Source organism: Tateyamaria omphalii, assembly GCF_019802125.1.
GTDB classification, from domain to species: domain Bacteria; phylum Pseudomonadota; class Alphaproteobacteria; order Rhodobacterales; family Rhodobacteraceae; genus Tateyamaria; species Tateyamaria omphalii_B.
Genome location: NZ_JAHVHT010000001.1, coordinates 92,199 through 119,173 on the forward strand (window position 1 = coordinate 92,199; position 26,975 = coordinate 119,173).

General features: G+C 60.2%; 20 protein-coding genes and 1 pseudogene. 17 read left to right on the forward strand and 4 right to left on the reverse strand.

Going from position 1 to position 26,975, the window contains the following annotated elements; genetic code table 11:
* The first annotated feature begins 87 nt into the window (after positions 1-87).
* Genes KUV51_RS00520 through KUV51_RS00550 form a run of 7 tightly spaced genes read left to right on the forward strand, consistent with a single transcriptional unit; the run spans position 88 to position 8,848 of the window.
* Positions 88-1,362 (forward strand): NAD(P)/FAD-dependent oxidoreductase, encoded by a 1,275-nt coding sequence (locus tag KUV51_RS00520; RefSeq protein ID WP_261385583.1) that lies wholly within the window; start codon positions 88-90, stop codon positions 1,360-1,362.
* Between the two features lie 4 nt (positions 1,363-1,366).
* Entirely contained in the window at positions 1,367-3,454 is a 2,088-nt protein-coding gene (locus KUV51_RS00525) for a hydantoinase/oxoprolinase family protein (RefSeq protein ID WP_222519679.1), read from the forward strand.
* Positions 3,451-5,100, forward strand: a complete 1,650-nt coding sequence (locus tag KUV51_RS00530; RefSeq protein ID WP_222519680.1) for a hydantoinase B/oxoprolinase family protein — start codon at positions 3,451-3,453, stop codon at positions 5,098-5,100. Before KUV51_RS00525 ends, KUV51_RS00530 begins: the two co-directional genes overlap by 4 nt.
* A gap of 1 nt (position 5,101) precedes the next feature.
* The gene (locus tag KUV51_RS00535; RefSeq protein ID WP_222519681.1) at positions 5,102-5,848 is read left to right on the forward strand and encodes an SDR family NAD(P)-dependent oxidoreductase; all 747 of its coding nucleotides are present in this window, start codon (positions 5,102-5,104) and stop codon (positions 5,846-5,848) included.
* Entirely contained in the window at positions 5,845-7,746 is a 1,902-nt protein-coding gene (locus KUV51_RS00540) for a propionyl-CoA synthetase (protein WP_222519682.1), read from the forward strand. The genes KUV51_RS00535 and KUV51_RS00540 overlap by 4 nt, the downstream gene beginning before the upstream one ends.
* Before the next feature lie 3 nt (positions 7,747-7,749).
* Entirely contained in the window at positions 7,750-8,094 is a 345-nt protein-coding gene (locus KUV51_RS00545) for a RidA family protein (protein ID WP_222519683.1), read from the forward strand.
* Between the two features lie 16 nt (positions 8,095-8,110).
* A complete protein-coding gene (locus KUV51_RS00550) occupies positions 8,111-8,848 on the forward strand; it encodes an amino acid ABC transporter ATP-binding protein (RefSeq protein ID WP_222519684.1) in 738 nt (245 codons plus the stop codon).
* A 376-nt stretch (positions 8,849-9,224) separates the two neighbouring features.
* Here KUV51_RS00550 and KUV51_RS00555 read toward each other — a convergent pair whose 3' ends face one another.
* Together KUV51_RS00555 and KUV51_RS00560 are read right to left on the reverse strand one after the other, a co-directional pair.
* Positions 9,225-11,114, reverse strand: coding sequence for an SLC13 family permease (locus KUV51_RS00555; protein WP_222519685.1), 1,890 nt, complete (start codon positions 11,112-11,114; stop codon positions 9,225-9,227).
* Positions 11,115-11,592: 478 nt separating this feature from the next.
* Positions 11,593-12,498, reverse strand: a complete 906-nt coding sequence (locus KUV51_RS00560) for a LysR family transcriptional regulator (protein WP_222519686.1) — start codon at positions 12,496-12,498, stop codon at positions 11,593-11,595.
* A gap of 128 nt (positions 12,499-12,626) precedes the next feature.
* Here KUV51_RS00560 and KUV51_RS00565 point away from each other — a divergent pair, with 128 nt between their 5' ends.
* From KUV51_RS00565 to KUV51_RS00580, 4 genes are read left to right on the forward strand one after another with little or no spacing between them, the layout of a single operon-like run.
* Positions 12,627-13,589: a tripartite tricarboxylate transporter substrate binding protein gene (locus tag KUV51_RS00565; RefSeq protein ID WP_222519687.1), complete on the forward strand. Its 963-nt coding sequence runs from the start codon at positions 12,627-12,629 to the stop codon at positions 13,587-13,589.
* Between the two features lie 35 nt (positions 13,590-13,624).
* Positions 13,625-14,059: a tripartite tricarboxylate transporter TctB family protein gene (locus KUV51_RS00570; protein ID WP_315898805.1), complete on the forward strand. Its 435-nt coding sequence runs from the start codon at positions 13,625-13,627 to the stop codon at positions 14,057-14,059.
* Positions 14,060-14,066: 7 nt separating this feature from the next.
* A complete protein-coding gene (locus tag KUV51_RS00575) occupies positions 14,067-15,572 on the forward strand; it encodes a tripartite tricarboxylate transporter permease (RefSeq protein ID WP_222519689.1) in 1,506 nt (501 codons plus the stop codon).
* Positions 15,569-16,771, forward strand: a complete 1,203-nt coding sequence (locus KUV51_RS00580; protein ID WP_261385585.1) for a CaiB/BaiF CoA transferase family protein — start codon at positions 15,569-15,571, stop codon at positions 16,769-16,771. Before KUV51_RS00575 ends, KUV51_RS00580 begins: the two co-directional genes overlap by 4 nt.
* A gap of 302 nt (positions 16,772-17,073) precedes the next feature.
* Here KUV51_RS00580 and KUV51_RS00585 read toward each other — a convergent pair whose 3' ends face one another.
* Both KUV51_RS00585 and KUV51_RS00590 read right to left on the reverse strand, forming a co-directional pair.
* The gene (locus tag KUV51_RS00585; protein ID WP_222519690.1) at positions 17,074-20,115 is read right to left on the reverse strand and encodes an efflux RND transporter permease subunit; all 3,042 of its coding nucleotides are present in this window, start codon (positions 20,113-20,115) and stop codon (positions 17,074-17,076) included.
* Between the two features lie 4 nt (positions 20,116-20,119).
* Entirely contained in the window at positions 20,120-21,367 is a 1,248-nt protein-coding gene (locus tag KUV51_RS00590) for an efflux RND transporter periplasmic adaptor subunit (protein WP_222519691.1), read from the reverse strand.
* Between the two features lie 73 nt (positions 21,368-21,440).
* Here KUV51_RS00590 and KUV51_RS00595 point away from each other — a divergent pair, with 73 nt between their 5' ends.
* The 6 genes and pseudogenes from KUV51_RS00595 to KUV51_RS00620 all read left to right on the forward strand — a co-directional run bounded on the left by KUV51_RS00595 (position 21,441) and on the right by KUV51_RS00620 (position 26,970).
* Positions 21,441-21,764, forward strand: a complete 324-nt coding sequence (locus KUV51_RS00595) for a hypothetical protein (protein WP_222521301.1) — start codon at positions 21,441-21,443, stop codon at positions 21,762-21,764.
* Complete coding sequence (locus KUV51_RS22320) at positions 21,682-21,894, forward strand: ion channel (protein WP_410001065.1); 213 nt, start codon at positions 21,682-21,684, stop codon at positions 21,892-21,894. The genes KUV51_RS00595 and KUV51_RS22320 overlap by 83 nt, the downstream gene beginning before the upstream one ends.
* A 142-nt stretch (positions 21,895-22,036) precedes the next feature.
* A pseudogene (locus tag KUV51_RS00605) lies at positions 22,037-22,373 on the forward strand (transposase); the annotation flags it as partial.
* 295 nt (positions 22,374-22,668) lie between these two features.
* Entirely contained in the window at positions 22,669-24,474 is a 1,806-nt protein-coding gene (locus KUV51_RS00610; protein WP_222519693.1) for an ATP-binding protein, read from the forward strand.
* A complete protein-coding gene (locus tag KUV51_RS00615; RefSeq protein ID WP_222519694.1) occupies positions 24,474-25,805 on the forward strand; it encodes a sigma-54-dependent transcriptional regulator in 1,332 nt (443 codons plus the stop codon). Before KUV51_RS00610 ends, KUV51_RS00615 begins: the two co-directional genes overlap by 1 nt.
* A 169-nt stretch (positions 25,806-25,974) precedes the next feature.
* Positions 25,975-26,970: a TAXI family TRAP transporter solute-binding subunit gene (locus KUV51_RS00620; protein ID WP_222519695.1), complete on the forward strand. Its 996-nt coding sequence runs from the start codon at positions 25,975-25,977 to the stop codon at positions 26,968-26,970.
* Positions 26,971-26,975: the final 5 nt, after the last annotated feature.

A 26,975-nucleotide genomic window follows, 5' to 3' on the forward strand; every position in this document is an offset into this window, starting at 1 on the left:
GAACAAGTTTTTCATATATTGACACGACAAAGGGGTTGATGCAACCTTCCCATACTGAGGTCACTCTGACTTTCGCGGGGGTCTGCCTTGAAACGCAACGGTGCAATTTCGCTTTGGGACACCTCCGCCGCTGAGGAGGACTATACCAATCCGATGACCGAAGACGCCACGGTTGATGTTGCAATCGTGGGTGGCGGGTTTACCGGTCTGTCGACCGCGTTGCACTGTGCTGAGGTCGGGCTAAAGGCGCTGGTGCTGGAGGCGAACCACATCGGTTATGGCGGGTCCGGGCGCAATGTCGGATTGGTCAATGCGGGCGTCTGGCATCCGCCGGCCAAGGTTCGTGAAAAGTTGGGTGACACCTACGGGCCGCGCTTTGTGCAGCGGTTTGGCGAGGGACCTGAGAAGGTTTTCTCGCTGATCGAAAAGCATCAGATTCGCTGTGAGGCGACGAAAACGGGCACGCTCCACGCGGCCCACGCGCCCTCCGGCTTCGAAGATTTACGGTCGCGCTACGAAGAATGGAAGCGGCTGGATGCGCCAGTTGAGTTGCTCTCCCGCGACGAGATGGCCGAAAAGGTTGGGACCAAGGTGTTTCACGGCGGTCTGTTGGATCAGCGCGCCGGGACGATCAACCCTATGGGCTATTGCCGGGGTCTGGCGCGCGCGGCACGCGGCGCGGGCGCCGAAATTGTCACGGGCGTTCGGGCGAAGAAGCTGCGCAAGGACGGTGCCGGATGGGTCGTTGAGACGACCGCTGGAACGGTCAGCGCGAAACATGTCGTGTTGGGCACCAATGCCTACACGGACGAGCTTTGGCCGGATCTGAAACGCGTCTTTACGATGATCCACTATTTTCAACTCGCTACCGAACCGATGGGCGACCGCGTGATGCACATCCTGCCCGAGCGGCAGGGGCTGTGGGACACCGGGCAGATTATGTTCTCGCTGAGGCGCGATATGGAGGACCGTCTGATTATCGGCTCGATGGGCACGGTCGTCGGCTCGGTGGGGCAAGGGCTGTCGCATCGTTGGGCGAAGAAGCAGCTCACGCGGCTGTTCCCAGATCTCGGGCCGGTCACGTTCGAAGAGGCATGGCACGGACAGATTGCCATGACACCTGACCACCTGCCACGCATCTACAATCTCGGCGACGGGCTATACACCTCAATCGGCTATAACGGGCGCGGGATCACGACCGGGACGCTCTTTGGCGAAGCGATGGCCGAGTTGCTGTCGGGTGCCGACCCGGCGGACCTGCCGCTGCCGATCACAGATGTGACGACGGTACCGTCGGCTCCCATCATGTCGCGGCTCTACCAGACCGCGTTCACTGCAAACCAAATTCTGAGAAGTCTCTGACAAGATGTCCCAACCAGAAGTCCGCGTCGGCGTCGACATTGGCGGCACATTCACCGATGTTGCGCTTGCCCATCCCGGCGGGCTGTCGACGACGAAAGTTCTGACGAACTACAGCCAGCCGGAGCAAGCGATCCTTGACGGGATCGAGAAGGCCGCCAAACAGGCCGGGGTGCCCCTGTCGGCGATTGAGCAAGTGATCCACGGCACAACGCTGGTCACCAACGCATTGATCGAACGGCGCGGTGCGAAGCTGGCCTTCATCACGACGGAAGGTTTCCGGGACGTGATTGAGATGCGGTCGGAAAACCGCTTCGAGCAGTATGACTTGAACCTGAACCTCCCGGTCCCGCTGGTTCCGCGCAGCGACCGTCTGACGCTCAACGAGCGCATGGGGCCGGCGGGCGAGGTTCTCATGCCGCTGGACGCAGGCGAGATCGCCCAAATGGCGCAGCGCGTCGTGGACGGCGGGTACGAGGCGGTGGCGATCGGACTGATGCACGCCTATGCCAACGACGCGCACGAGGTGCAGATGGCCGAAGCGCTACGGAAGGTCGCGCCGGATCTGTCGATTTCGATCTCTTCGGTGATCTCGCCGCAGATGCGCGAGTTGCCGCGCTTCAATACCGTGATTGCAAACGCTTACGTGCAGCCGCAGGTAGCCGACTACCTGAGTCGGTTGGTATCGCGTCTGCGCGAGGCGGGCGTGGGTGCTCCGGTCTTCATGCTACACTCGGGCGGCGGGTTGATCTCTGTCGAGACGGCCGCCGAACAGCCCGTGCGGCTGTTGGAATCCGGTCCAGCCGGGGGCGCGATCTACGCCGCTGACTTCGCGCGCGCGCATGGGCTCGACAAGGTCCTGAGCTTCGACATGGGAGGGACGACAGCGAAGATTTGCCTCATCGAAGACGGCAGCCCGAAGACGGCGAACACCTTCGAGGTCGCGCGAACCTATCGCTTCAAGAAGGGCTCCGGTATGACGGTCTCGACCCCAGTGGTCGAGATGGTCGAGATCGGGGCGGGCGGCGGCTCGATTGCCTCGATTGACGCGATGGGGCGCATTCAGGTCGGGCCGAAGTCGGCCGCCTCGGAACCGGGGCCCGCATGTTATCAGCGCGGCGGCGAGGAGCCGACGGTCACGGACAGCAATCTGCTGCTCGGACGGTTGGACCCGAAGAATTTCGCGGGCGGGGCCATTCCGCTGTCGCCGGAGTTGTCGGACACCGCGGTGAAGGCGCGGTTGAGTGAAGCGACCGGGCTTTCGACCCAAGACGCCGCCTTTGGCGTGACTGAGATGGTGGATGAGAACATGGCCAATGCCGCCCGGGTTCACACGGTGGAAAACGGGCGCGACATCGAGCATTTCACGATGATCGGCTTCGGTGGCGGCGCACCGCTCCATGCCTGCCGGCTCTGTGAGAAACTCGGCATCCGCGAACTCTTGATCCCGCCAGGTGCGGGAGTCGGCTCGGCCATCGGGTTCCTGAAGGCGCCGTTCAGCTACGAGGCCACGCGGGGTCTGTTCCAGCGCCTGTCCGACTTCGATGCGGGCGCGGTCAACGAAATGCTGGCCGAGTTGGAGGAGGAAGCCACGGCCTTTGTCCGCGCGGGCGCGGCCGATGCAGAAACCAAGACGCAACTGACAGCCTTTATGCGCTACTCGGGGCAGGGTTGGGAAATTCCGGTGCCGCTGGAGCACAAGACCTTTGCAGAGGGTGACGCCGAGATGGTCCTCGCGGCCTTTGAAGAGGCGTATCGGACGCTCTTTGGCCGGATCATCGATGGGCTGGCCTGCGAGATCACGAACTGGTCGCTGATCGTGGCGACGGTTTTGCCCGAGGTCACGGCGGCGGCGCGGCATGATGGCGGGATGGCGGCGACAGCAATCCGCACCCGGCAGTTCTACGACGCCGCAAAGCGCCGCATGGTCGATGCCGAGGAAGTCGTGCGCGAGGCGCTTTCGCCCGGTGTCAGCGTGGACGGCCCGGCGGTGATCGTGGAGCAGGAAACGACCACGATTGTGACCTCGGCCTACCGGGTCACGGGGCAGGGCGACGGCAGTTTATTGTTGAGCTGTAAGGAGGGCGCAGCATGAGCGGGCCAACCAGCATCGACTTTCAGATCATGTGGAACCGGCTGATCGCGGTGGTCGAGGAACAGGCCACCACGCTGATCCGCACGGCATTTTCGACCTCGGTGCGCGAGGCGGGTGACCTCTCGGCGGGGCTGTTCGACCGGCAGGGCCGGATGATCGCGCAGGCTGTGACGGGCACGCCTGGGCATGTGAACGCCATGGCCGAAAGCGTGACGCATTTCGTACGCGAGATCGGCGTTCAGGAGATCTACGAGGGCGACGTTCTCATCACCAACGACCCCTGGATGGGCACTGGGCATCTGCACGACATCACCATCGTGTCTCCCGTGTTCCGTAAGGGCACGCACATTGGCTACTTCGCCTGTACGGCGCATGTGGTGGATATTGGCGGGCGCGGGTTTGGGCCGGATGGTAACGAGGTTTACGAAGAAGGCCTGCTGATCCCGATCATGAAGTTCGCCGAGCGCGGGCAGGTGTCGAAAGACCTCGTGCGCCTCATCCGCTCCAACGTGCGGACGCCGGACCAGACGGTGGGCGATATCTACTCGCTGGCGGCCTGTAACGAGGCGGGCGAGCGGCGGCTTCAGGCGATGCTGGACGAGTTTGACATCGATAATATCGACGGGCTCTCGGATTTCATCATCGAGACCAGCCGGAAGGCCACACATGAAGCCATTGCAAAGGTGCCGGACGGGATGTTCGAGCATACGATGCAGGTCGATGGCTACGAGGCGCCGGTGCATATGGCGGTGCGGTTGGACATCGAAGGCGACACGCTTTTGGCGGATTTCGCCGGAACCAGCGGCATGAGCCGGTTCGGCGTGAACTGCCCCGAGGTCTACACGCGGGCCTACGCCTGCTATGGGTTGAAATGCGCGATTGCGCCGCAAGTCCCGAACAACACCGGCTCACTAGAGCCGTTCCGCATCACCGCGCCCGAGGGCTGCATTCTGGCCGCCAAGCGCCCCGCGCCGGTTTCGGTGCGCCATGTGATGGGGCATCTGGTGCCGGACGTCGTCTTGGGCGCGCTCCACAAGGCGCTGCCGAACACGGTCCCGGCGGAGGGGTCGTCGGCGCTTTGGAACATTCAGATCTCGTCGCGGGCGAGCGACCCCGACAGCGGGTTGCCGAACCGCGAGGTGCTGATGTTTAACTCCGGCGGCACCGGCGCCCGGCCCTCGTTCGACGGGCTGTCGGCGACGGCGTTTCCTTCCGGCGTCTCGACGATGAGCGTCGAGGCCACCGAGCAGGTCGGCCCGATCACTGTTTGGCGCAAGGACTTGCGGGCCGGGTCCGGCGGTGCGGGCGCGCTGCGCGGCGGGCTGGGCCAGACCATCGAGATCGAGCCGCGCGCGGGCTATGACTTCTACTTCAACGCCATGTTCGACCGGGTCAAGAACCCCGCACGGGGCCGCGACGGCGGTGGCCCAGGTGGCGAGGGGCGTGTGGAACTGGCCGATGGCACACAACTTCGCTCGAAGGGGCGACAGCTTGTGAAGAACGGCCAGCGGCTTGTGCTGAGCCTGCCGGGCGGCGGCGGCTACGGCGTGCCGTCCGGGCGCGATCCGGCACTCGTTGCCGCTGATGTCGACGCGGGGCTGATTACGAAAGAACAGGCGAAGGCCGACTACGGGCAGGATATCTGACATGACCGACAAACCAATAGCACTCGTCTCCGGAGCCGCGCAGGGCATAGGCCTGGCTTGCGCAGAAGCACTCGCCGAGGATGGTTTCAGGGTCATCCTCGCTGACATTAAGGACAGCGTAGTCGAGGCCGCTGAGAAACTCGGTGGCGCGGGCTACGTCTGCGATTTCGGCGACACCAACGCGATTTTGAAGCTGTTCGACAAAATCGAGGCCGAGCACGGCACGGTTTCGGCGCTGGTGAACAACGCCGGGATCGCGATGCCGGGCGACTTTCTGAGCTATGATCTCGATGCCTTTGACACAGTCATCGGCATCAATCTGCGCGGCGTGTTTGTGGCGACGCAACGGGCGGCCAAAGCGATGGTGGACAAAGGCATCGAAGGCGCCATTGTAAACATGTCGTCAATCAATGCTCAGGTCGCGATCCCGGCGATCCCAGCCTATTGCGCCTCCAAGGGTGGTGTCATGCAGCTGACCAAGGTGGCCGCGCTGGCGCTCGCGAAGAACAACATCCGCGTCAACGCGGTCGGCCCAGGTTCCATCGACACCGAAATGATGGCCGGCGTGAACGCGAACCCCGAAGCTTTCAAGATGGCGATGTCGAGGACGCCGTTGGGCCGCGCAGGCACGGCGCGGGAGATCGGCGACGTCGTAGCCTTCCTTTGCTCGAAAAGGTCCAGCTATGTGACCGGCGAGACGATCTACGTCGATGGTGGTCGGCTTGGCCTGAACTACGTGATGTCATGACCTACGAAACTGCATATGCCGCGTGGAAGGCTGATCCAGTCGCTTTCTGGGAAGAGGCGGCGAAGGGCATCGACTGGTTCGAACCGGCCACGTCGGTATTCAACGCAGACGCGGGCGTCTATGGGCGCTGGTTCGACGGCGCGCAGTGTAATACCTGCTTCAACGCCGTGGATCGGCACGTCGAAGCTGGACATGGCGACCGTCTGGCGCTTGTTTATGACAGTCCAGTAACAGACACGGTTTCGCGGTTTACCTTTGCCGAGCTTCAGGCCGAGGTGTCGGCGCTGGCCCATGTGCTGCGCGGCCTTGGCGTCGAAAAGGGCGACCGGGTCGTGATTTATATGTCGATGGTGCCGCAGGCGGTATTCGCGATGCTGGCCTGTGCGCGACTAGGGGCGATCCATTCGGTTGTATTCGGCGGGTTTGCCGCCAACGAGTTGGCGACGCGGATCGATGACGCGGCCCCTAAGGCGATTGTCTCGACCTCCTGCGGGATCGAGCCTGGGCGTATCGTTTCCTACAAGCCGCTTCTGGACGAGGCGATCGAGATCGCGAGAGCCAAGCCGAACGCTTGCCTCATCTTGCAGCGCGAGGTGCATCCTTGCGAGCTGACCGAGGGGCGCGATCACGATTACGCCGACTTGGTCGGCGCCGCAAAAGCGGCAGGGCAGGGAACCGAATGTGTGCCCGTCGCCGCGACCGATCCGCTCTACATTCTCTATACTTCGGGCACGACGGGTCAGCCAAAGGGCGTTGTCCGCGACACCGGCGGGCACATGGTCGCGCTCAAGTGGACAATGGAGAAACACTACGGGCTCAAATCCGGCGAGGTGTTCTGGGCCGCGTCAGACGTGGGTTGGGTCGTGGGGCACTCCTACATATGCTACGGGCCACTTTTGCATGGCTGCACGACCGTGATGTATGAGGGCAAGCCCGTGGGCACGCCGGATGCGGGCGCTTTCTGGCGTGTCATTCAGGACCACAAGGTCGCGGCCCTGTTCACTGCGCCAACCGCCTTTCGCGCGATAAAGAAGGAAGACCCGAAAGGCGAATTGATCGCAAAGTACGACCTGAAAGATTTCCGCACGTTGTTCCTGGCAGGCGAACGGTCCGACCCCGCGACGATTGAATGGGCGCAGGAGAAGCTCGACCGCCTAGTAGTCGACCACTGGTGGCAGACGGAGACCGGCTGGGCGATGTCGGGCAATCCGGTGGGCCTTGGCGCATTTCCTATCAAGCTTGGAAGTCCTGGCAAGCCGATGCCTGGCTACGATATTCACGTGCTGGACGACGAGGGCAACCCAGTCGTCCCAGGCACGCTCGGCAACATCGTGTGCAAGCTGCCGCTGCCGCCGTCGGGGTTCCCGACGCTGTGGAATGCGCCGGAACGCTTCCTGTCGTCTTACATGGAAGAGTTTCCCGGCTACTACGCCACGTCTGATGCCGGGATCATTGATGACGACGGCTATGTGTTCATCATGGCGCGCACCGATGACATCATCAACGTCGCGGGTCACCGGCTTTCGACCGGCGCGATGGAAGAGGTCATCGCCGCGCATCCCGACATTGCCGAATGCGCAGTGGTCGGGAAGGTAGACGCCCTGAAGGGTCAGATGCCGCTGGGTTTCTACGTAACGAACGACGGCGCGAACCGGGCGAGTGACGAACTTGAAAAGGAATTGGTACAACTGGTGCGCAACAAAATTGGAGCGGTTGCGGCCTTCAAGACAGCTGTGCCGGTCCTCCGCTTGCCGAAGACAAGGTCGGGTAAGGTGCTACGCGGGACCATGCAGAAGATCGCCGATGGCGCGGACTACAAACAACCGGCTGCCATCGACGATCCGGCAATTTTGACCGAGATCACAGATGCGCTGAATACGCGCGACCTGATTGGATAAGACATGATTGAACGCATGCATACCTCGGACCGGATGAGCAAGATCGTGAAGCACAATGGCGTCGCCTACCTGTGCGGGCAGGTCGGGGCGGGCGAGACGGTGGCCGAACAGACCATGGACTGCCTGAACCGCGTCGACGCCCTGCTGGCTGAGGCTGGATCGGATCAAAAGCACATCTTGCAGGCGATCATCTGGCTGGCCGATATGTCGGACTTTGCCGAGATGAATGCAGTTTGGGATGCCTGGGTGCCTAAGGGCCATGCGCCTGCACGCGCCTGTGGCGAAGCCAAACTGGCCCGCGATGTTTTGAAAGTCGAAATCATAGTGACCGCCGCAGTCAAAACCTGACGTTGAGGAGACAGTTATGAAACCCGCCGTAGAAATGAAGAGCGTGAACAAGTGGTACGGTTCCTATCACGCGCTCAGGGATGTAAACTTGAACGTCTCAAAAGGGGAAGTGCTGGTCGTGTGCGGTCCTTCCGGCTCGGGCAAGTCGACGATGATCCGAACGATCAACCAGCTTGAAGAACACCAGTCGGGGCAGATCCTCATCAACGGCGACGAGATTGCCGCGGACGCGCCGAATATCGAAGAGATGCGGCGCGAGGTCGGTATGTGTTTCCAACACTTCAACCTGTTCCCGCATCTCACGATCATGGAGAACTGCACGCTCGCGCCGATGTTGGCCCGCAAGATCTCCAAAGAAGATGCCGAAAAGACCGCGATGGAGTTTCTGAATAAGGTGCAGATCGGCAACCAGGCGGAGAAGTACCCAGGGCAGCTCTCAGGCGGCCAGCAGCAACGCGTGGCTATCGCTCGGGCGCTTTGCATGAAACCAGAGATCCTTCTCTTCGATGAACCGACATCGGCGCTTGACCCTGAAATGATCGGAGAAGTGCTAGACGTCATGGTGACGCTTGCCCAAGAGGGCATGACGATGATCTGCGTGACCCACGAAATGGGCTTTGCGCGTAAGGTGGCCGACCGAGTCATCTTCATGGATGCGGGCGAGATTATCGAGGAAGACGATCCTGAGAGCTTTTTCAGTGCGCCGAAAAACGAGCGGACGAAAAACTTTCTTGACCAGGTTCTCAGCCATTGAAGTCAGAAAGTTTCGTGGGCAGGCAAACCTGGAAGCTGCCCTATTTCCGTCAGAGTTCGCCGGAGAATGTTCTGATCTTTGGCGTCATTTCTGGGCGCCGACGGTGACATCATTGCCTTCGGCTCTTACGCCGTCACGAAATCCCTTGCCAAGCCCAGCTTCTGCGCATCCACAACTTTTTGACGCTATTCACACAACATTTTTTGAGCAATTTCCATGCAGCTTTGCGTCAAGGTTAATGTCCGCTTTGCGGACTGCAGGCGCAGCATCCGGAACATGACACGGAAGGCAGTTAAGGGCCGCACTGCACTTTCTGAAGTGGGTCAAAGAGATAGAGTTCTCCGGGACCACTCAAGAGCAACATCTTGCAGCTGCCTCAGATGAAGAGTGTCAGCCCGATCATCGATACTATCAGGAACAAGATGGTCATAATTCCACCGGAACGGATAAAATCTACAACCCGGTAGCCTGCTGGCCCCATTATCAAAGCGTTGACCTGGTGAGTTGGGATCAGAAACGAGTTCGAGGTCGAAATCGCAACCGTCAAAGCGAAGACTGCCGGATCGCCTCCGGACGAAATCGCAATTGAGATGGCCAATGGTACCAGCAACACAGTCGCGCCGACGTTCGACATCACGAGGGTGAAGATCGTCGCGAGTACCGCCAAGCCGGCCTGGAGCGACCAGAGCGGCCAGCCATCCAACAGAACAAGCACTTTTTCCGCTATCCAAGCTGCCGTGCCAGTGTTTTGCACAGCAATTCCCAACGGGATCAGCGAAGCCAAAAGGAAGACAGTGCTCCAACTGACCGCGTCATAAGCTTCATCGATCGAAAGTACACGCGACAGGATCATCCCAACCGCTCCCGCCAAGAGAGCAAGTGACAGGAGCAGGTCGGTAAACAATATCAAGCAGAGCGTCATCAAAAAGAAGCCGAGTGCCCATTGGACCTTGTGTGGGCGCAGTTCTTCTTGCGGGAAATCCGACGTAACGACCACGAAGGCCTGGTCAGACTTGAGACGCGTGAGCCGTTCCCATTGGACGTGAACAACCAGAGTGTCGCCAGCTTGCAGCAAAACTTCACCGATATGGGTGGCAACGTGGTCTTCGGTTTCGACATGGCTCATCGTTTCTTCGCCACGATGTATAGCTAGGATGGACAGACCGTGCGTTTGACGCAAGCGGAGCGCGATGGGCGATTGACCGATAACCGAAGAGCCCGGCGGGATCACGACTTCGGCGACCCCGGACTCGGTTGCGGCGAAGTCATCGGCGAACACATCCAAACTGGGCAGAATTTCCAGACCATACGGCTCGGCAAATTCGTCCTGCAGCACCCGTCTGAGGCCCAGAATAGCCAAGCGCGCAGGGGCTTCGATTGTGGTATCCGCCATCGGAGCGATGACCTTGTGACCTCTGTAAGACGTACCCAGTATGTAAATATGGTGCGCGACCATGATATCGGCCAGTGTCTGCCCTATCAGGATTGATCCTTCTGGAACGCGTACCTCGAACATATCGGCGCGCAAACCATAGGTATTCTCGACATATGTCTGCATTGACCGTGCCGCGCCTGCGTCCTCGCCGCGCCCACGATGGCCGGGCAAAATCCATCGACCGAGAAGCACAAAGTACAAGACGCCAGTGAGTACCAACATCACGCCAATTGGTGTTACAGAAAAAAGACTAAACGGCTCCATCTGATGTTCGGCCGAAAGTGTTCTGTTCGACGAAATCAGCAGGTCATTCAGCAAGATCAATGGCGAGGATCCAACCATCGTGATCGTCCCGCCAAGGATAGCGCAGAAGCCCATTGGCATTGCGAGGCGGCTCATTGGAATTTCGGTCCGTGCCGATATTCGGCTGATAACTGGCAGGAACAATGCAGCTGCGCCCACATTCTGCATAAAGGAGCTGATAACCCCTACAGTGCCGGAAACGATCGGAATAATTCTTGCTTCGGTTGTGCCGCCGCGTTTCAAGATCAGCGCCGCGACCTTTGACATCAGTCCTGTTTTGTCCAGTCCGGCCCCGATAATCATGACAGCGACAATCGAGATAACGGCATTTGACGAGAAGCCGGAAAACAGATCGGCCCGGTTGGAAAGGTTTTCGAGCCCGGGCAATGTGCTTAACGCACCCAAGATCACCATGATCAGGATCGCCGCCAAATCAATGCGAACGATCTCGGACACGAACAGAAATACGGTCAGGCCCAGAAGCCCCAACACCACCATCATTTCGTACGTTAGAGCCGTCGTTTCCATCGCGTCTTCCTGCGCCGGAGCTTAGCAATGCTCTTCGATGCGGCATAGGGCCAGTCCCGCAGAGTTTCTTTGCCAGTGCCAGATTTCTTGATGTTGTTTTCTGACAAGCAGCGATTGGTGTAGTCGTGAACGGTGCTCATCTTGTCCGCGTTGCAGCAACTGGTCGAAAATCCAGGGCAGGCAATCTCCTCCGGCTTTGGTCGCTCGGTAGCCATTCTTGGTTTTCTGTTTCTAAAACATAGCGGCGGACCAATTCAGTTGTGGAGATTCACGACGACAATTTTGGAGGCCGTTGCTGCGAATGCCAACTTTCATGCTGGGAGCATGAGGATCGGTTTGGCCTGCTGAGCCGTATCCCGAATTGACCGGTTGCTGCGCACTCGGCCAATGACCACTTCGGAGAATGCTGCGCTGCGGTGCTAAGCGCGATGACCGAAGGCGGCTTTGGGCCAGTCTCCAGCAGCCCGTCTATCTGCGATCAACAATCCATCTGCTCCATACACCGTTGAGCATAGATTACCTTTAGGGCGTCAACGAATGCACGACTGACGTCTCCCTTTCCATCTGGGTTCGGGATGAAATAGCCGATGTCGATATCCATGCGCGGCTCCCAGTCGACAAGGCGTACCTCCTCTTCCAATTCTGGGTCCAGGGCGATCGGATCCGCAAACGTAAAGCCAATACCCCGCTGGACAAGCCTGTAGGCCGCCGACCCCAATGACACTTCATGCGCGACTTTTAGCGTTGTCCTCCCTGCCTCCAACTTCTGGTCCGTGATCCGTCGGATGACGGTGGTGTCGTCAAGTGCGATATAGGGAACGTCGACAACATCCTCAGGCCGCAAAACGGTGCTTCGGCTCAATGGATGATCTTTGGCGATCGCCACCTTCAGAGGAGCGGCACCTAGAAGAGTCGGTTTGGGCTGATCAACGGGTAGCGGCAGTGCGGTGATGCCGACGTCATACCTATCGTTCATCATGCGCCGCCCAAGATCGCGTCGCGGATAAATTTCAAGCTTTATGGGTTGGTCCACAAAGGTGTCGCGCAATAGCGCGATGGCAGGGATGACGAGGCCGTTAACGATCCTTGTCTGAGCGATGATGCGAAAGGGCTCTGGCGTGCCGGATTGAATTTCCTGGATGAAATGCGGCAGGCCGTCGATCTGCGAAAGGATACGCAGCGCCTCCGGATAGAAACGCTCGGCCTCGGCTGTCGGTATCAGGCGGCGATTGTCTCTGCGAAAGAGCCGAACTGCGAACTCTTCCTCCAGCAAGTGAAGCAACCGGCTTGCCGCAGATTGGCTGAGGTTCATGCTCTTGGCTGCGCGTGCAAGCGTGCCTTCTTCCATCACGAGCGCAAAGACCTTGAGGCTGCGTAGGTTCATTGTTCGAATTTCTCGATGCAATCTTCTGATAATTGCGTTTTTTCTACGTTATTGATTGCGATACGATCCCGTCAAGCAAACAGCGACGCAACGAAGAAAAAGGCGTCGTGGATCCATGGGAGGACAAAATGAAACGACGCGATTTCATAAAGACTGGTCTGTCAGCTTCCGCGCTGCTGGCCGCAGGCCCGGCGCTTGCCGAGTGGTCCCCGCAACGACCGATAAACGCTATCTTGCCGTATTCTGCAGGCGGCGGCACCGACGCGCTGGCGAGGGCGGCGGCCGCCTCTGCTGACGGGATTTTACCGGTACCACTTGTCATTGTGAACAAGCCCGGTTCTTCAGGGATCACCGGTGCGACCGAAGCAGCCGCATCCCGTCCCGACGGAAACACGGTCATGGTCACTTCTGCCGGCTCGTTCCTGCTGACGTCGATGTTGCGTGATACGGACGTGAATCCGTTCGACAGCTTTGAGATCATCGCCCAGATCGGCAATCTGACACCTGCGGTCATCGTCCCCGCAGCGAGCCCGTTCCAGTCGGTGCAAGATCTCGTCGAAGCAGCCCGTGCCAACCCCGGTAGCCTGCGGTGGGCTCACAACGGGCGCGGCGGCTTCCATCAGGTGGCGGGTCAGAGCTTCCTAAACCGCAACGATCTTGATGCGCAGGATGTGCCGTTCAAGGGCGGCGGCCCGACCCGCGCCGCCGTCATCGGCGCGCAGGTCGATTTCGCATTCGTAGGCATCCAGCAGGCTGCGGGTTTCGAGAATGAATTGCGCGTCCTTGCTCTTGTCGCGCCAGAGCGTGACCCGGTCCGGGACGACGTGCCGACCCTGGCCGAGCTTGGCTTCGACTACGTGGCCGTGTCGTCACCCATCGTTTTCTTTGCGCCGAAAGGTACTGATCCGCAAATCATCTCTGGCATGGAAGCGGCGTTGAAGAAGATCACCGGCACCCAGCAGTTTGCGGAGCTCATGCGCGCGCGCGGCAATGTCCCAGCCTTCCTGAGCGGAGCGGACACCAAGGCACGGCTGCGCCAGATGCAGGTCGAGACACAGCCCGTGATCGACGCCCTGAAGTCGCAGGGCTGACAAGCGTGACCTCGGAGTCTTCTCCCGCTCCTCGGGTGGTTGGATTGGCACTGATCCTGATCGGGATCGGTGCCACCATCACCTCACTGGGCATTTCGCTTGATCAGTACGGACGGTGGGGCGCACGGCTTTTCCCGCTGGCAGGATCCCTTGCACTCATCGTCCTTGGCATGCTCGAGTTGCGGCGCTCCGAAGGCCCGCGGCTCGACCGAAAGCATTGGCCCGCGGTTGCCGGATTGCTGTTTCTGTCGATGGCCTATGTCTGGGCAATCTCGGTAGTGGGATATCTGATCGCGACCGCGTTGGCCGCGCCGTTGGCACTCTGGATCTTCGGTGTGCGGAGCGTGATCGGTCTTTCCGCCGCGGCCGTACTCTGCCCTGGGGTCTATCATCTGGTGTTCTTCGAGCTTCTCGGTGTCTTCCCTCCGCTTGGGCGCTGGTTCGACCTCCTCGACGTCATCGCCCGGTAGTGAGCGCATGGATATCTTCCCCGCCCTTGCGAGCGTTGTTGCCGATCCCGTCCTTTTAGGCTGGGTCTTACTAGCCGCCATCGTCGGCATGATCGTCGGCGCGATCCCAGGGCTGACCGCCTCAGCGGCGATCGCGATGCTTTTGCCGCTGACATTCTACATGGAGCCATTGCCCGCACTGGCCTTCCTCTATGTGATTGGCAAATCGGGCCGCTACGGCGGGTCCGTCGCCGCCATCCTCTTCAACACACCTGGCACAGCCGCGTCCGCAGCGACCCAGATCGACGGCTACCCGCTGGCGCGGCAAGGCAAGGCCAGCAAGGCCATGAAGGTCGCTACGATCTCGTCGGTCATCGGCGATTTCACGGGGGAAATCCTGCTGATTGTCGGGGTCGCGTGGATCGCGGCTGTCGCGCTCAAGCTCGGCCCGCCCGAGCTTTTCGCGATCTATTTCGCGGCCTTCATCGTCATCGGGTCCGTGATCGGCAAGTCGGTGACGCGGGGCCTTGCATCGGCAGCCCTTGGCGTGCTGGTAGCGATGATCGGGCTGGATCCGATCAGTTCGACAGAGCGGTTCACCTACGGCAGTTTCGATCTGACCAACGGCATCGGCCTTGTGCCGCTGATGATCGGTATCTTCGTTCTTGGCGAGGTCTTTGCCCAGATCGAGGAACGGGAGAAATCGACTGAAATGGCACAAGGAAGGGAGGATCCTGCGCGTAATGTCCTGACTTGGGCCGAATATAAGCCATGCCTGTCCCATGTCGCCCGGTCGTCCTTCATCGGCGCATTCATCGGGATGCTGCCTGGTCTTGGCTCGGCCATCGCGGCTTTCGTGGCCTATGGCGAGGGCAAGCGTCGTGCGAAGGACCCAACCACCTGGGGGAAAGGAGCGCTTGAAGGTGTCGCCGCGCCAGAAGCGGCCAACAACGCCGTCAGCGGCCCTTCTATGGCCCCGTTGCTGACGCTCGGCATTCCGGGCTCCACTATCGGCGCCATACTGATCGGTGTCTTCCTGATCCATGGCATTCAGATCGGGCCGACACTGTTTCTAACCAGCCGTGATCTGGTCTTCGCCCTCTTTGCATGCGGGCTTATCGGCATCGTGATGTACGGACTGATCGGCTATTACGGCGCAGCCTTCGTCGGGCGGTTCATCACCCGTATTCCAACCCGCGTTCTCTATCCCGTCATCTTCCTGACCTCGTTCGTTGCCGCCTACACCTCCCGCGGCAATCTCTTCGATGTCTACGTCATGGTTGCCGCCGGATTCGCCGGCTGGGCAATGCGCAAGCTCGATTTCAATCCGGCGGCCTTCGTGATCTCCTTCGTTCTGGCGAGCGGAGCGGAGGAGACGTTCCGTCAGGCGCTTCTCTTGTCCGACAGCGGGTTGATGATCTTCGTCACCCGGCCCCTCGCACTCCTGTTCCTGCTGATCGGTGTTGCGGCGCTCATATTCCGGGTGCGCAGCCTCGGTAAAAGGGCCCGGGGCCAAGCGTTGGGAGACGCATGATGGTTGCTCCGCTTGATGGCATTCGTGTGGTGGACTGGACGCATGTCCTCGCCGGGCCGGCCTGTTCGTACTATCTCGGACTTCTCGGTGCAGAGGTCATCAAGGTCGAACGCCCGGGCCGCGGAGATGCCATGCGCCATCGAGGCGGCACCGACAAGGAACGGGCTGCGAATGGTATGAGCACGGCCTATCTGACGCAAAGCGCCGGAAAACAGTCGCTGGCTCTTGACCTAGAGAGTGAGGCCGGGCGGGCCGTCTTCGAGAGGCTTCTCAAAACCTCCGATGTCCTGGTCGAAAACCACCGCCCTGGCACTCTTGCGCGCCTCGACCTGGACGAAGACACGACACGCGCGATCAATCCACGCCTGATCCACTGTGCGATGACAGGTTACGGACGCGGGAATTCCTTGGCTGACACCCCCGCCTATGACGTGAATATTCAGGCGATCAGCGGCCTCATGGCGCTGACCGGCACCGAAGAGACGGGTCCTCTGCGCACCGGAGCACCGATCGTTGATTATGCATCCGGCATGGCGTCGGCCATGGCGATTTTGGCGGCCCTGATGCAGCGCGAACGAACCGGAACCGGCACTTTTGTGGATGTGTCTATGCTGGAAACCGCCTTCACCTTGATGAGCTCCACAATCACGGATTTCCGGCTGACCGGACGTGCGCCCAAACCCCAGGGAAATGCCGCCAACAGCCGCTCGCCCTCGTCAGGAATATTCACATGTGCCGAGGGCCACATCAGTCTTGGCGTGAACGAGGAAGCACAATTCCGGGCCTTGGCGCGCGCACTTGATCGGGAAGACTGGCTATCCGATCCGAGGTTCGCCGACCCTAGCGGTCGCAATCGAAACGGCGCAGATCTTGGCCAAGCTATCTGCGATGCCCTGCAATCGCGTACAGCTGATGATTGGGAAAGGACCTTGATGGCCGCTGGCGTCCCATGTGCGAGACTGCGTACGCTTCCCGAGGCACTGAAGCTTGCACCATCAAGGGAACGCGCGTTCACGAGCCGCGGCCCGGTTGGGTTCTGCGGCTTGCCATTCGCCATGCAAGGCATAACACATCAACGCGTCGCGGAACCGCCGCAAACACTTGGATCCGGAACACGTGATGTACTTATCGCGCTCGGCTATACACCTGATGAGATACAGACGCTTGCCGACCGAGGTGCCGTCAGTACTGATTGGTGATCGTGCCCGTCGCTGATGTCCGCTTTGCGAAAGCCACAGCGCGGCAACCGCCACTTAGCTCGATGTCCGGTATGGGCTGCCCGTGAAAGCGCCCGGGCGAATCTAAATTGCAATGGCTTCAGCAATAGCTAAGGCATCTTCAAGCTTAACGCCAAGATACCTAAGCGGCTGATGGTCAAATAGGTTTTCTGGATGCTCGCCGACAGCTCCGGATCGGCAAACGCAATCCGATCCGGTGGTCTGGCACATGCCGCACTGATCAGGACAGTCGCGATCAAGAGCGGCAGACGCATGGTGATCTGCTACACCTCGCTGCCTTCGACGCGGAAGAAGATGGCATAGAGCGTGGGCACGATGATCAACGTCAGGACCGTTGCAAAGCTGAGCCCGCAGATGATCACAATCGCCAGTGACTGGAAGAACGGATCCCACAACAGCGGCACGACGCCTAGAACGGTTGTCAGCACCCCCAGTGACACCGGCCTGACACGGCTGACCGCCGCGTCGACGACCGCCGCCATGCGTGCCTTGCCGTCAGCGATCTGTGTGTCCGTCTCGTCAATCAGCACGATGGCATTTTTGATCAGCATGCCGGTCAGTGACAGGATGCCGAGGATGGCCATGAACTCCAGCGGGGTCTGCGACCCGGCCAGCCCGTAAATCACGCCGATCAGCGCCAGCGGCACGACAAGCCAGATGATGATCGTCTGCCGCCATGCGTTGAACAGGAACAGGGTGACAATGAACATCGCGCCAAAGCCCACCGGCATGGTCGCGGCCAGACCGGCATTCGCTTCCTTAGAGTTGCCGTACTCGCCCTTCCATTCAAAACTGTAACCGGGTGGCAGGTTTATCGCTTCGATCGGCCCGCGCACCGCGTCGAAAAGATCGCCCGACAGCACTCCCGGCGCGTTGTCGGATTGTGCGGTGATTGTAAGCTCGCGGTCGATCCGGCGCAGGTTGCCTGCCTCGAACACGATGTCGAAACGGTCGACCACCTGCGAAATCGGGACGTAGCTGCCTGTTGCACTGCCAAAGACCTGGATGTTGCGCAGCTCGCTGATGTCGTCCCGCGCCACGTCCACCGGACGCATGACAATGTTCAAAAGCTCATCGCGTTCGCGGTAGACGCCCAGGTTGGTGCCGGTCAAATGGCCGTAGATCGCGTTCGAGATCTCGCCTTGCGTCAGCCCCAGACGGCGGGCGTTTTCAATGTCGATGATGGGGCGCACAACCTGCACCTGCTCGCGCCAATCGTCCTTGACCGCCACAGCGCCCGCATCCGACATGATCGTCTTGGCCTGCTGCGCCAGATCGCGCAGGACAACCGGATCAGGCCCATAGAACCGCGCCTCGATCTTGGATCCGCCGCCGGGGCCCAGCACGAATGTCCAGACCTTGGCATTCGATTCAGGAAAGGCCTCGTCAATATAGCCCTGCAGATGCGTGCGCAGGTCCTCGATCTGCTCGTAATCCTCAACATCCACCAGAACCTGACCATAGGCCGAATTCGCATTTTCGGCTTCATAGATCAGCATGAAGCGCTGGTGCCCGGCCCCTACGACGGTGTTGGTACCGGTCACACCTTCAAGGCCGCGCGTGTATTCGGCGATATCCAGGATGTCCGCCTCGGTCCGGCCGATGTCCGTGCCTTGCGGCAGGAAATAGTCGATTGCGAACTGGGCCCGGGTCGAAGAGGGAAAGAACCCCGGTGGCACCTGGCTGAACAGCGCGATGGCCGACACAAAAAGCGCCACAACCCCACCCACGGTAAACCAGCGCACCTTGATCGCACGCGCCAGCAACTTGCGATAACCGACAAGAATGGGGTTCTCCTTGGGTTGCTCATCCGTCTTACCCGGCTTGAGCAGCAGCACGCAGTAATACGGCGTCAGCCAGATCGCCACGAGCCACGAAAAGAGCAACGCAATCGCAATCGTCCAGAACAGAGAGCCCGCATACTCGCCGGTATTGTCCGGTGAAAACCCGATGGGAGAAAAGGCAAGGATGCCCACGACCGTACCGCCCAGAAGCGGCCACATGGTCTGTATGACAACGGCTCGCGATGCCTCAGACGCATCTTCACCGCGCTGCACACGCACCAGCGTCCCTTCGACCACCACGATGGCGTTGTCGACCAACATGCCCAGCGCAATGATCAACGCGCCCAACGAAATCCGCTGCATGTCGAGCCCATAAAGGTACATGCCGAAAAGCGTGCCCGCGACGGTCACCAGAAGGATGCCGCCCATCAGGATGCCAGACCTGAGCCCCATGAAGACCAAGAGCGTGCCCACAACAATGGCAAGCGCCAGCACCACGTTGACCACGAAGTCATCGATGGACACCTTCACGCTCGCCCCCTGATCCGAGATCGGCAGGATGTTGATGCCGATGGGCCGGTCGCTCTCCAACTCCGCAATCCGGGCGCGTACCGCGTCCGCCATGTTCACGACGTTGCCGCCCAACTGGTTTGACACCCCCAGACCGATCGCGGGCTGTCCGTCGCGGTAAAGCAGCGTGCGCGCCGGTTCCTCGACCCCGCGGGACACCTCCGCGATGTCGCCCAGACGGAACGAAGCGCCTGTTTGCGCATCCGTCATCAGCAGGTTTTCGATGGCATCAAGCGACCCCACCGCACTTTCGGGGCGCACGGTCAGGCGCGCCATGCCCGCCACGATGGACCCCGCCGGTGTGACCAGGTTCTGTCCTTCGAGCAATTGCGCAATCTGCGCAGGCGCGAGGCCCAATTCGGTCAAACGCGCAGGCGAATACTCGACATAAATCACCTCGTCCTGAACACCATTCAGCACTACCTTGGACACCCCTTCGACGGTCACCAGCTCGCGCTGCAGATCTTTGGCGTATTCGTGAAGCTCGGCCAGCGAATACCCTTCGCCGACAATTGCATAGTACTGCGCATAAACATCGCCGAAGTCGTCATAGACCTGCGTCGCCAGCGCGTTTGGCGGCAGTTGCGGCTGCGCATCCAGTATCTTAGCGCGCATCTGTTGAAATCTCTGGTTCAATAACGTGCGTGTCTTGGTGGACGCGATGGTGAATTCCACCGTGACCGTGCTGACGCCGGGCGAGGACACGGAACGCACTTCGTCAACGCCCTGCAATTGCTGCAGGGCATTTTCGATCACTTCGGTGACCTCCTCGGCCACCTCCTCGGCGGAGGCGCCGGGATAAGGCGTGATGATCTGTGCCTGCCGGATGATGAATTCCGGGTCTTCAAAGCGGGGCAGGGCCGTGTAGGCAAAGTAACCGGCAAACAGGATGAGAAGGGTCGAGACGGCCGAAATCAGCCGCTTTTCCAGAGCGAACCGTGCGAAGTCCATGTGTTCAGTTCCCGACCGATGTGATGGGACGTATGGTCATGCCCTCGATGATCTCGCTGACCCCGGCCGCAACAATCGTGTCGCCATCGGAAAGCCCTTCGGTCACGACAACACGTGCGCCGTTTGCCTCGCCCAACGTAATCGGTTGCGCCGAAACCTGGCCGCCCTCCTCGACCAGCCACACAAACGGAGCCCCGTCCGATGCCGCAGCCACGGCTGAAATCGGCGCGCGGATCTGGGCCTTTGCACCCTCGGTGGACGCGATCACGTTGGCGATCATGCCGGGCAGGATGAACGACTCTTCGGGCACCGTCACCGCAACGCGCCCTCGATAGGTTTGCGTCGCGCTGTCAGCCTGAACAGAGAATTCAACCATCTCGGCGTCGAACTCTTGCCCGGGCAAGGCGTCGAAGATTGCAATATTCGCGATCTGGTCCGGGCCATTCTGCGCCAGGTCGGATACATCAGGGCCGGGGATGTCAAAAGCAAGATGCACGACATCAAGCCCCTGAAGCAGGGCAATGGGCTGGCCCGCCTGCACATTTGTGAAATTCTCGATATCGCGCCGCGCCACGATACCGTCAAAGGGCGCGGTGAGCGTCGCATCGGCGAGCGCATCGCGCGCAATTTTTACTTGCGCATCAATCGCTTCAAGCCCGGCTTCGGCAGCAGCAATATCTTCGGGCCGGCCACCCACCTGGCCGATCCGCAGCTGCTCTTGTTGCGCCCGCAGATTGGCCTCGGCAACCCGAGCTTCCGCTTGCGCTGCTTCCACTTGCGCGCGCGTCGACACACCGCGCTCAAGCAGTTGTTCAGCACGCGACAGGGCCTCGCGCGTCTGATCCACCTGCGCTTGGGCAGACGCTACGTTCGCCTCCAGAGCGATGATTTCCTCTTCACGTGCGCCCGCACGCAGTGCTTCAAGCTGCGCCTCGGACTGGGCGCGCTGGCTTTGCAATTGTCGGATCTGATTTTCGAAATCCCGCGGATCGATCTGCGCGATGACATCACCCGCAGACACCTGCGACGCGGCGCGAATGGGAAGGTCGATCACCTGCCCGGACACTTTGAACGAAAGCTCGATCTCGCGGGACGGCAATACAGTCGCAGGGTAAGTGCGCGACACAATGTTGTCCGTCGCTTGCAAGGTCACCACCTTGGCTGGGCGTGGAACTGCGTCTTGCGCAAATGCGCCCGCGTACAATGCAGTAAAAGCAGCAGCCGCAATCCCCAAGATGTTGCGTGGTGTCATAATTGCGGCTCCCATGTGGATTTCTCGCCTGTAAATTGCGTTCGTAACGGTTTTTTGTTGTAGGAACACCTTCATGACGGCGCTCCAACAGATTTTATTTGGAACTGGCCTGCTTTTGTTCAGCGCCATGGTCCATGTCAGCGTAGTATCGCTCAGCATCCCTTATTTTGCGAAGCTGTCCAGTTTCCTGCCCAATAAGACATTGCCCCGTCTGCGCAACGTGATCTTTTTTACCAGCTGCAATCTTTGTTCCGGTATTTGCACATACTATTCAGGTCTGGTCGTGGGCGACCTTGTTCCTTCTGGTCACCGAATTGCCAGACCCATCGACCAGCTTCTATTTTGCGACCGTGACCTACACGACTCTTGGCCACGGCGACATCGTTTTAAGTACTGAGGCTCGCATCGTGGCAACCTTTTGCGCGATCACTGGCCTACTCACGTTTGGCATCAGTACGGCGTTTCTGACTGGAGTATTGTCGCGCATCCTGCCGGATATGATTGGTGAGCTAACCCGAAGCGGTTAGCAGAACGACAGCGGGTTTGCGTCTTTTTGTGTCTGGCGGAAGCCTTGAAACTAAATCCAGTATCCGCCACGTGTTCGCGGTTTGTATCGACATTCGCCTCTGGAAAAGCATTGCGTCTTCAGCATTGGGCGCTCACTTCTAGCTGAGCGATTGTATCGGTGCCTGTGCTTTGGTGAGCAGTTTGCCAAAGGTGGAACGGCTGCTAGAGGATCAAGGTTGGGACGCCGATTGGTCCCGAGAGGCGTTGAAAGACATAGGGATAAGGGCCTCGATCCCCGGTTGAAAGAAGCGCGGCATGGCTGTCCGACATGACAAGCGTCGATACAAACGACGCAATCGGATCGAGATCATGTTTGGTGGACTGAAGGACGGGCGGCGCGTTGCAACACTACACAAAAAGGTGCCCGAAGGTCTTTCTCTCTGCCATGGCACTCGCCGCGCTCGTCGTCGACTGGCTATGTGCCCCCAGCCTAGGATAAAGGAGAGCCGGAGTTTAACTGAAGAGGGTGTATAGCACCTGACCCATCAAGGGTCCCTAAATGTCATGACTTCGACTCAATTCTGCAGTGCCGGTCCAACTTGGTCGTCCAGGATCTGCGATGTGAACCTCGAACTCAGTGATGTCTATGTAGCTTGATGACCAATGGGTATATTCGATGACTTGGCGAGCTTAGAGATGCGCAGGCGTTTGATCGGACACGCATCATGTCAGTGCGTAAAATGTCCATGGATTGAAAACCGGTGGTGGTGTCCGGCCAACTGGAACAATCGCATATGACCCGCTCCTATTCAATCGGGGCCGCGCGTCGGTCCGGTATATGGATACCCTCGGCTTTCGGCCTGACCATAGCGACGCTCGTCGGACTGGCTGTTTGGCCAACGGTTGTCGACCGGCTTGTCGACGCAGAAAGACGAGCTGCTGCAGCTACACTTCGTCTGGTAGCGCAGTCACTTGAGCAAACTGTAGAGCGCTTTGATCCCATCCCGAGCTTGATTGCTGATAGGCCGGTTCTGCTTCGCCTGCTTCGCGATCCTGGAAACACAGGCCTTGGGCCCTTCGTCAATGAGACACTGAGCCAGATCGCCCGCGCTGTCGGGGCATCCGACGTGTATCTGTTGGACATGGACGGGCAGGTTGTCGCCGCGAGCGACTATCGCGGCGACAACTCATCCATTGGCCGCGACCTCGCGAGCCGACCCGACATTCGCGCTGCGGCGCGCGGCGGTGCGGCGCGCTTCCATGGGATCGACGTGGATACGGACAGGCGCGTCCTGGCCTTCGCAGGACCCGTGACTGAAGGTATCGACGTGCTGGGTGTTGTCGTAGTGCGAAATAGCGCATCTGCGTTGGAGACCGGCTGGTCAGGGTTGTCCCAATCCGTCGCTATCGTGGATGGCGACGGTGTTGTATTCCTGTCGAGCGAAGCGGACTGGGTCTACCGGACGCTGCGTCCGCTGGCTTCAAACGACAGGATACGGTTGGCCGCAGGTCGCGGTTATCCGTCGGAACGGCTTGAACCACTCCGGCTTTCGCGATTGCCCTCGCTCACCGAGCCGACGCGCGTGACGATTGATGACGCCTCCACGTTTACCGCTGAAAGCCGCCCGCTGAGCCTGCCAGGGTGGCAGGCCATTGTCCTGAGCCCTCTGCTGCCGGTCCAGCGTCAAGCTGCGCTGATGGTCGGCGTCGGTGTGCTGGCCATTTGGGCCTTGGCCCTCGGGGCCACAATTTTCCTTCAACGACGCGCCCGCTTGGCGGAGCGGGTGGCTTATGAAGCCACCTTGCGTGACGACCTCGAACGGAGGGTCCTGGAACGCACAGAAGCACTGGGCCGCGAGGTAGATGAGCGACGCGCAGCCGAGGAGAAGTTGCGGCGGACACAAGCTGAGTTGGTACATGCTGGCAAACTGGCAGCGCTTGGGCACATGTCTGCGGCTCTCAGCCACGAGATCAACCAGCCGCTCGGTGCGGTGAAATCCTACGCCGAAAATGCGGCACAGTATCTCGACCGGGGGCGGACCGACGAGGCCAGAGAGAACGTCACGCTGATCTCGCAGATGGCCGATCGCATGGCACGGATCTCGGGGTATCTGCGCGATTTCGCACGGCGGCCCGGAGACGCTCTTGGCGCGGTACCGGTGAGCGAGGTTGCAGAGCGCGCGCTTGTGCTGACCGGCCCACGTGCCCAGCGTGCCGGGGTCACCATCGCGTTTGAGCCGCCTTCGACCGAGCTTCATGCGGTGGCAGGCGCTCTGCGGCTGGAGCAAGTGATTGTGAACCTTTTGTCGAACGCACTTGATGCGGTCGCGAGCAATGAGATGCCAGAGGTTTCTATGGAGGTCGCAGCAGCAGAAGATACCGTCGAGGTTCGCGTCCTCGACAATGGCCCCGGGCTCGCGCCGGATATCGACCCGTTCGAGCCTTTCTTTACCACCAAGCCCGCCGGCGAAGGCATGGGGATCGGTCTTTCGATTTCATACAACATCGTCGAAGATTTCGGCGGCCGCATCGAAGCGTCCAACCGCCCCGGCGGCGGAGCGGTCTTCACTGTCGTCTTGAGACTTACGGAGGAAAAGTGATGACGGGACAGGTCCTTTTCGTTGACGATGAAGCGCATCTGAGACGCGCAGCAGAGCAAAGCTTTGATCTTGCTGACATGACTTTCGCAGCGTTCGAGGGTGGACCTGCAATGCTTGAGGCGCTTGATCCTGCTTTTGACGGTGTCGTGGTGACTGACATCCGCATGCCTGAAATGGATGGGATGGAAGTGTTGGACAGCGTTCTGGCCATTGATGCTCAGATCCCCGTCATCCTGCTGACTGGGCATGGAGACGTGTCCCTCGCTGTGCAGGCGATGCAGTCCGGCGCATACGACTTCCTCGAGAAGCCTTTCGATCCGGCGCGCCTGGTCGCGTCGGCGCGACGCGCAATAGAATCCCGACGCCTGGTGCTGGAGAACCGCAGCCTGCGCGACCGGGTCGCTCGCGGGGAGCCGACCATGTCCCGCCTCGTTGGACCCAGCATTGCCATGGAGGCACTGCGCGCGCGTCTCGGCTCGATCGCGGCCACCGATGCGGATGTTTTGATCGAAGGAGAGACGGGCACCGGCAAGGCGATCGCGGCGCGGCAGATCCACGACAATAGCGCGCGACGCTCCGGCCCGTATGTGGAAATCAATTGCGCGTCGCTGCCCGAGGCAATGATCGAAAGCGAGCTGTTCGGACACGAGGCAGGCGCATTTCCGGGCGCGCTGCGTGCGCGCTATGGCAAGCTGCAGCACGCGCAGCGCGGCACGCTGGTCCTTGATGAGATCGACAGCCTGCCACTGGCTTTGCAAGGCAAACTCCTGCATGTGCTCCAGGATCGAACCGTAACGCCGCTTGGATCAAATGAAGCCATCCCCCTCGACCTGAGGGTCATCGCGGTTGCGAAGGATGGCTTGGCGGCACGAGCCGAGGACGGCACGTTTCGATCCGATCTGTATTACCGCTTGGCTGTGGCCAAGGTCCGTATCTCACCTCTGTCCGAACGTCCCGAGGACGTGCCCCATCTCTTCGCGGCTATGCTTGCGGAGGCGGCGGCGCGGCACGGGCGCGATGCACCGTCGGTGCCCCCGGCGCTTTTGCAAGCGCTTGCCGGGCGCGATTGGCCCGGAAACGTTCGGCAACTGGGCAACGAAGCGGAACGCTACCTTCTGGGCCTAGAGACCGGTGCGCTGATGACTGGCGAAACCGGAACACTGGCCGAACGAATGGAAAGCTACGAACGCGGTGTCCTAGGCGCCGCCTTGGCGGCCCACGGCGGAAAATTGCGTGACGTCTACGAAGCGCTCGGCCTGTCGCGAAAAACTCTTTACGAGAAGCTCCGACGGCACGGCCTTGACCGCGAGGACTATGTCGATCGGGAATGATGTGTCGGCTGCCACCCATGTTTTGCGGCCATACATCACCGTTCTGACCCACCTCTGCATCTCCCGCGCAAGTTTCCATGCGAATTCCGCAGATCGGTCTTGCGCTGAATGCATGGTTGATACCGTGTTCCACCACCACGGGCGGATCGCCCAAACGGGAGGAACCCTTATGAATTTGAATCGCTTCACGAGCGCTGTGGTGCTCACCATGCTCGCCACGACACCCGCAATCGCCGACGGCCATCTGGATCGCACCGACTGGCCCCAGAGTTTCACTGTGGCAACTGCCTCACAGGGCGGCACCTACTTCGCCTACGGCTCTGGCTGGGCGAACCTTGTGGCCGAAGAGCTGGGTCTGACCGGCGGCGGCGAAGTGACCGGCGGCCCGATGCAGAACATGGCTCTTGTCCACACGGGCGACGCGCAGTTTGGCATGACCACGATGGGCCCGGCACGCGAGTCTCGTGAGGGCACAAATCCGATCGCACCGGGCCTGCAAATGACCAACGCATGCGCGATGTTCCCCATGTATCAGACGCCGTTTTCGGTTACGGCCCTGTCATCGTCGGGCATCACTTCCATCTCCGAGATCCCTGCGGGAGCACGAATTGGGTTTGGTCCCGCGGGCTCGACGTCTGACACTTACTTCCCGCGAATGATGGAAGAGCTTGGCGTCGAGTTCGAGCGGCGCAACGGCGGCTGGTCGGACTTGGGCGGCCAGCTTCAGGATGGACTGCTGGACGTGATCGCTTTCGCCGTTGGCGTGCCGGTTCCAGCCGTATCGCAGCTCGAAGTACAGACCGACGTCAACATCATCGAGTTTACCGAAGAGGAACAGGCAAAGATCCTCGAAGCCTTCCCGGTCTCGGAGCTTTCCATCGCCGCCGATACGTACACCACGCTAGAGGCAGACGCGCGCTCGGTCTCGATGTGGAACTTTGCGATCGCCAACTGCGACCTGCCTGACTCGCTGGTAAATGCCGTTGTCGACGTCGTGATGTCGGACAATGAGCGGATGGTTAGCATCCACCGCGCCGCAAGCTCCACCCTGCCCGAAAACTGGGACAAGAACGGAGATGTTCTGCCTTGGCACCCCGGCGCGGCGGCTTGGTTCGTGGAGAACGCAGGCGCAGAGATCCCGGCAGACCAGATCTACGGCAACTGACAAAT

Coding starts and splice junctions, on each gene's coding strand:
- KUV51_RS00540 (WP_222519682.1), top strand. CDS start 5,845: ATGACCTACGAAACTGCATATGCCGCGTGGAAGGCTGATCCAGTCGCT.
- KUV51_RS00555 (WP_222519685.1), bottom strand. CDS start 11,114: ATGGAAACGACGGCTCTAACGTACGAAATGATGGTGGTGTTGGGGCTT.
- KUV51_RS00615 (WP_222519694.1), top strand. CDS start 24,474: ATGACGGGACAGGTCCTTTTCGTTGACGATGAAGCGCATCTGAGACGC.
- KUV51_RS00585 (WP_222519690.1), bottom strand. CDS start 20,115: ATGGACTTCGCACGGTTCGCTCTGGAAAAGCGGCTGATTTCGGCCGTC.
- KUV51_RS00535 (WP_222519681.1), top strand. CDS start 5,102: ATGACCGACAAACCAATAGCACTCGTCTCCGGAGCCGCGCAGGGCATA.
- KUV51_RS00525 (WP_222519679.1), top strand. CDS start 1,367: ATGTCCCAACCAGAAGTCCGCGTCGGCGTCGACATTGGCGGCACATTC.
- KUV51_RS00565 (WP_222519687.1), top strand. CDS start 12,627: ATGAAACGACGCGATTTCATAAAGACTGGTCTGTCAGCTTCCGCGCTG.
- KUV51_RS00575 (WP_222519689.1), top strand. CDS start 14,067: ATGGATATCTTCCCCGCCCTTGCGAGCGTTGTTGCCGATCCCGTCCTT.
- KUV51_RS00550 (WP_222519684.1), top strand. CDS start 8,111: ATGAAACCCGCCGTAGAAATGAAGAGCGTGAACAAGTGGTACGGTTCC.
- KUV51_RS00620 (WP_222519695.1), top strand. CDS start 25,975: ATGAATTTGAATCGCTTCACGAGCGCTGTGGTGCTCACCATGCTCGCC.
- KUV51_RS00595 (WP_222521301.1), top strand. CDS start 21,441: ATGACGGCGCTCCAACAGATTTTATTTGGAACTGGCCTGCTTTTGTTC.
- KUV51_RS00610 (WP_222519693.1), top strand. CDS start 22,669: ATGACCCGCTCCTATTCAATCGGGGCCGCGCGTCGGTCCGGTATATGG.
- KUV51_RS00530 (WP_222519680.1), top strand. CDS start 3,451: ATGAGCGGGCCAACCAGCATCGACTTTCAGATCATGTGGAACCGGCTG.
- KUV51_RS00560 (WP_222519686.1), bottom strand. CDS start 12,498: ATGAACCTACGCAGCCTCAAGGTCTTTGCGCTCGTGATGGAAGAAGGC.
- KUV51_RS00580 (WP_261385585.1), top strand. CDS start 15,569: ATGATGGTTGCTCCGCTTGATGGCATTCGTGTGGTGGACTGGACGCAT.
- KUV51_RS00545 (WP_222519683.1), top strand. CDS start 7,750: ATGATTGAACGCATGCATACCTCGGACCGGATGAGCAAGATCGTGAAG.
- KUV51_RS00590 (WP_222519691.1), bottom strand. CDS start 21,367: ATGACACCACGCAACATCTTGGGGATTGCGGCTGCTGCTTTTACTGCA.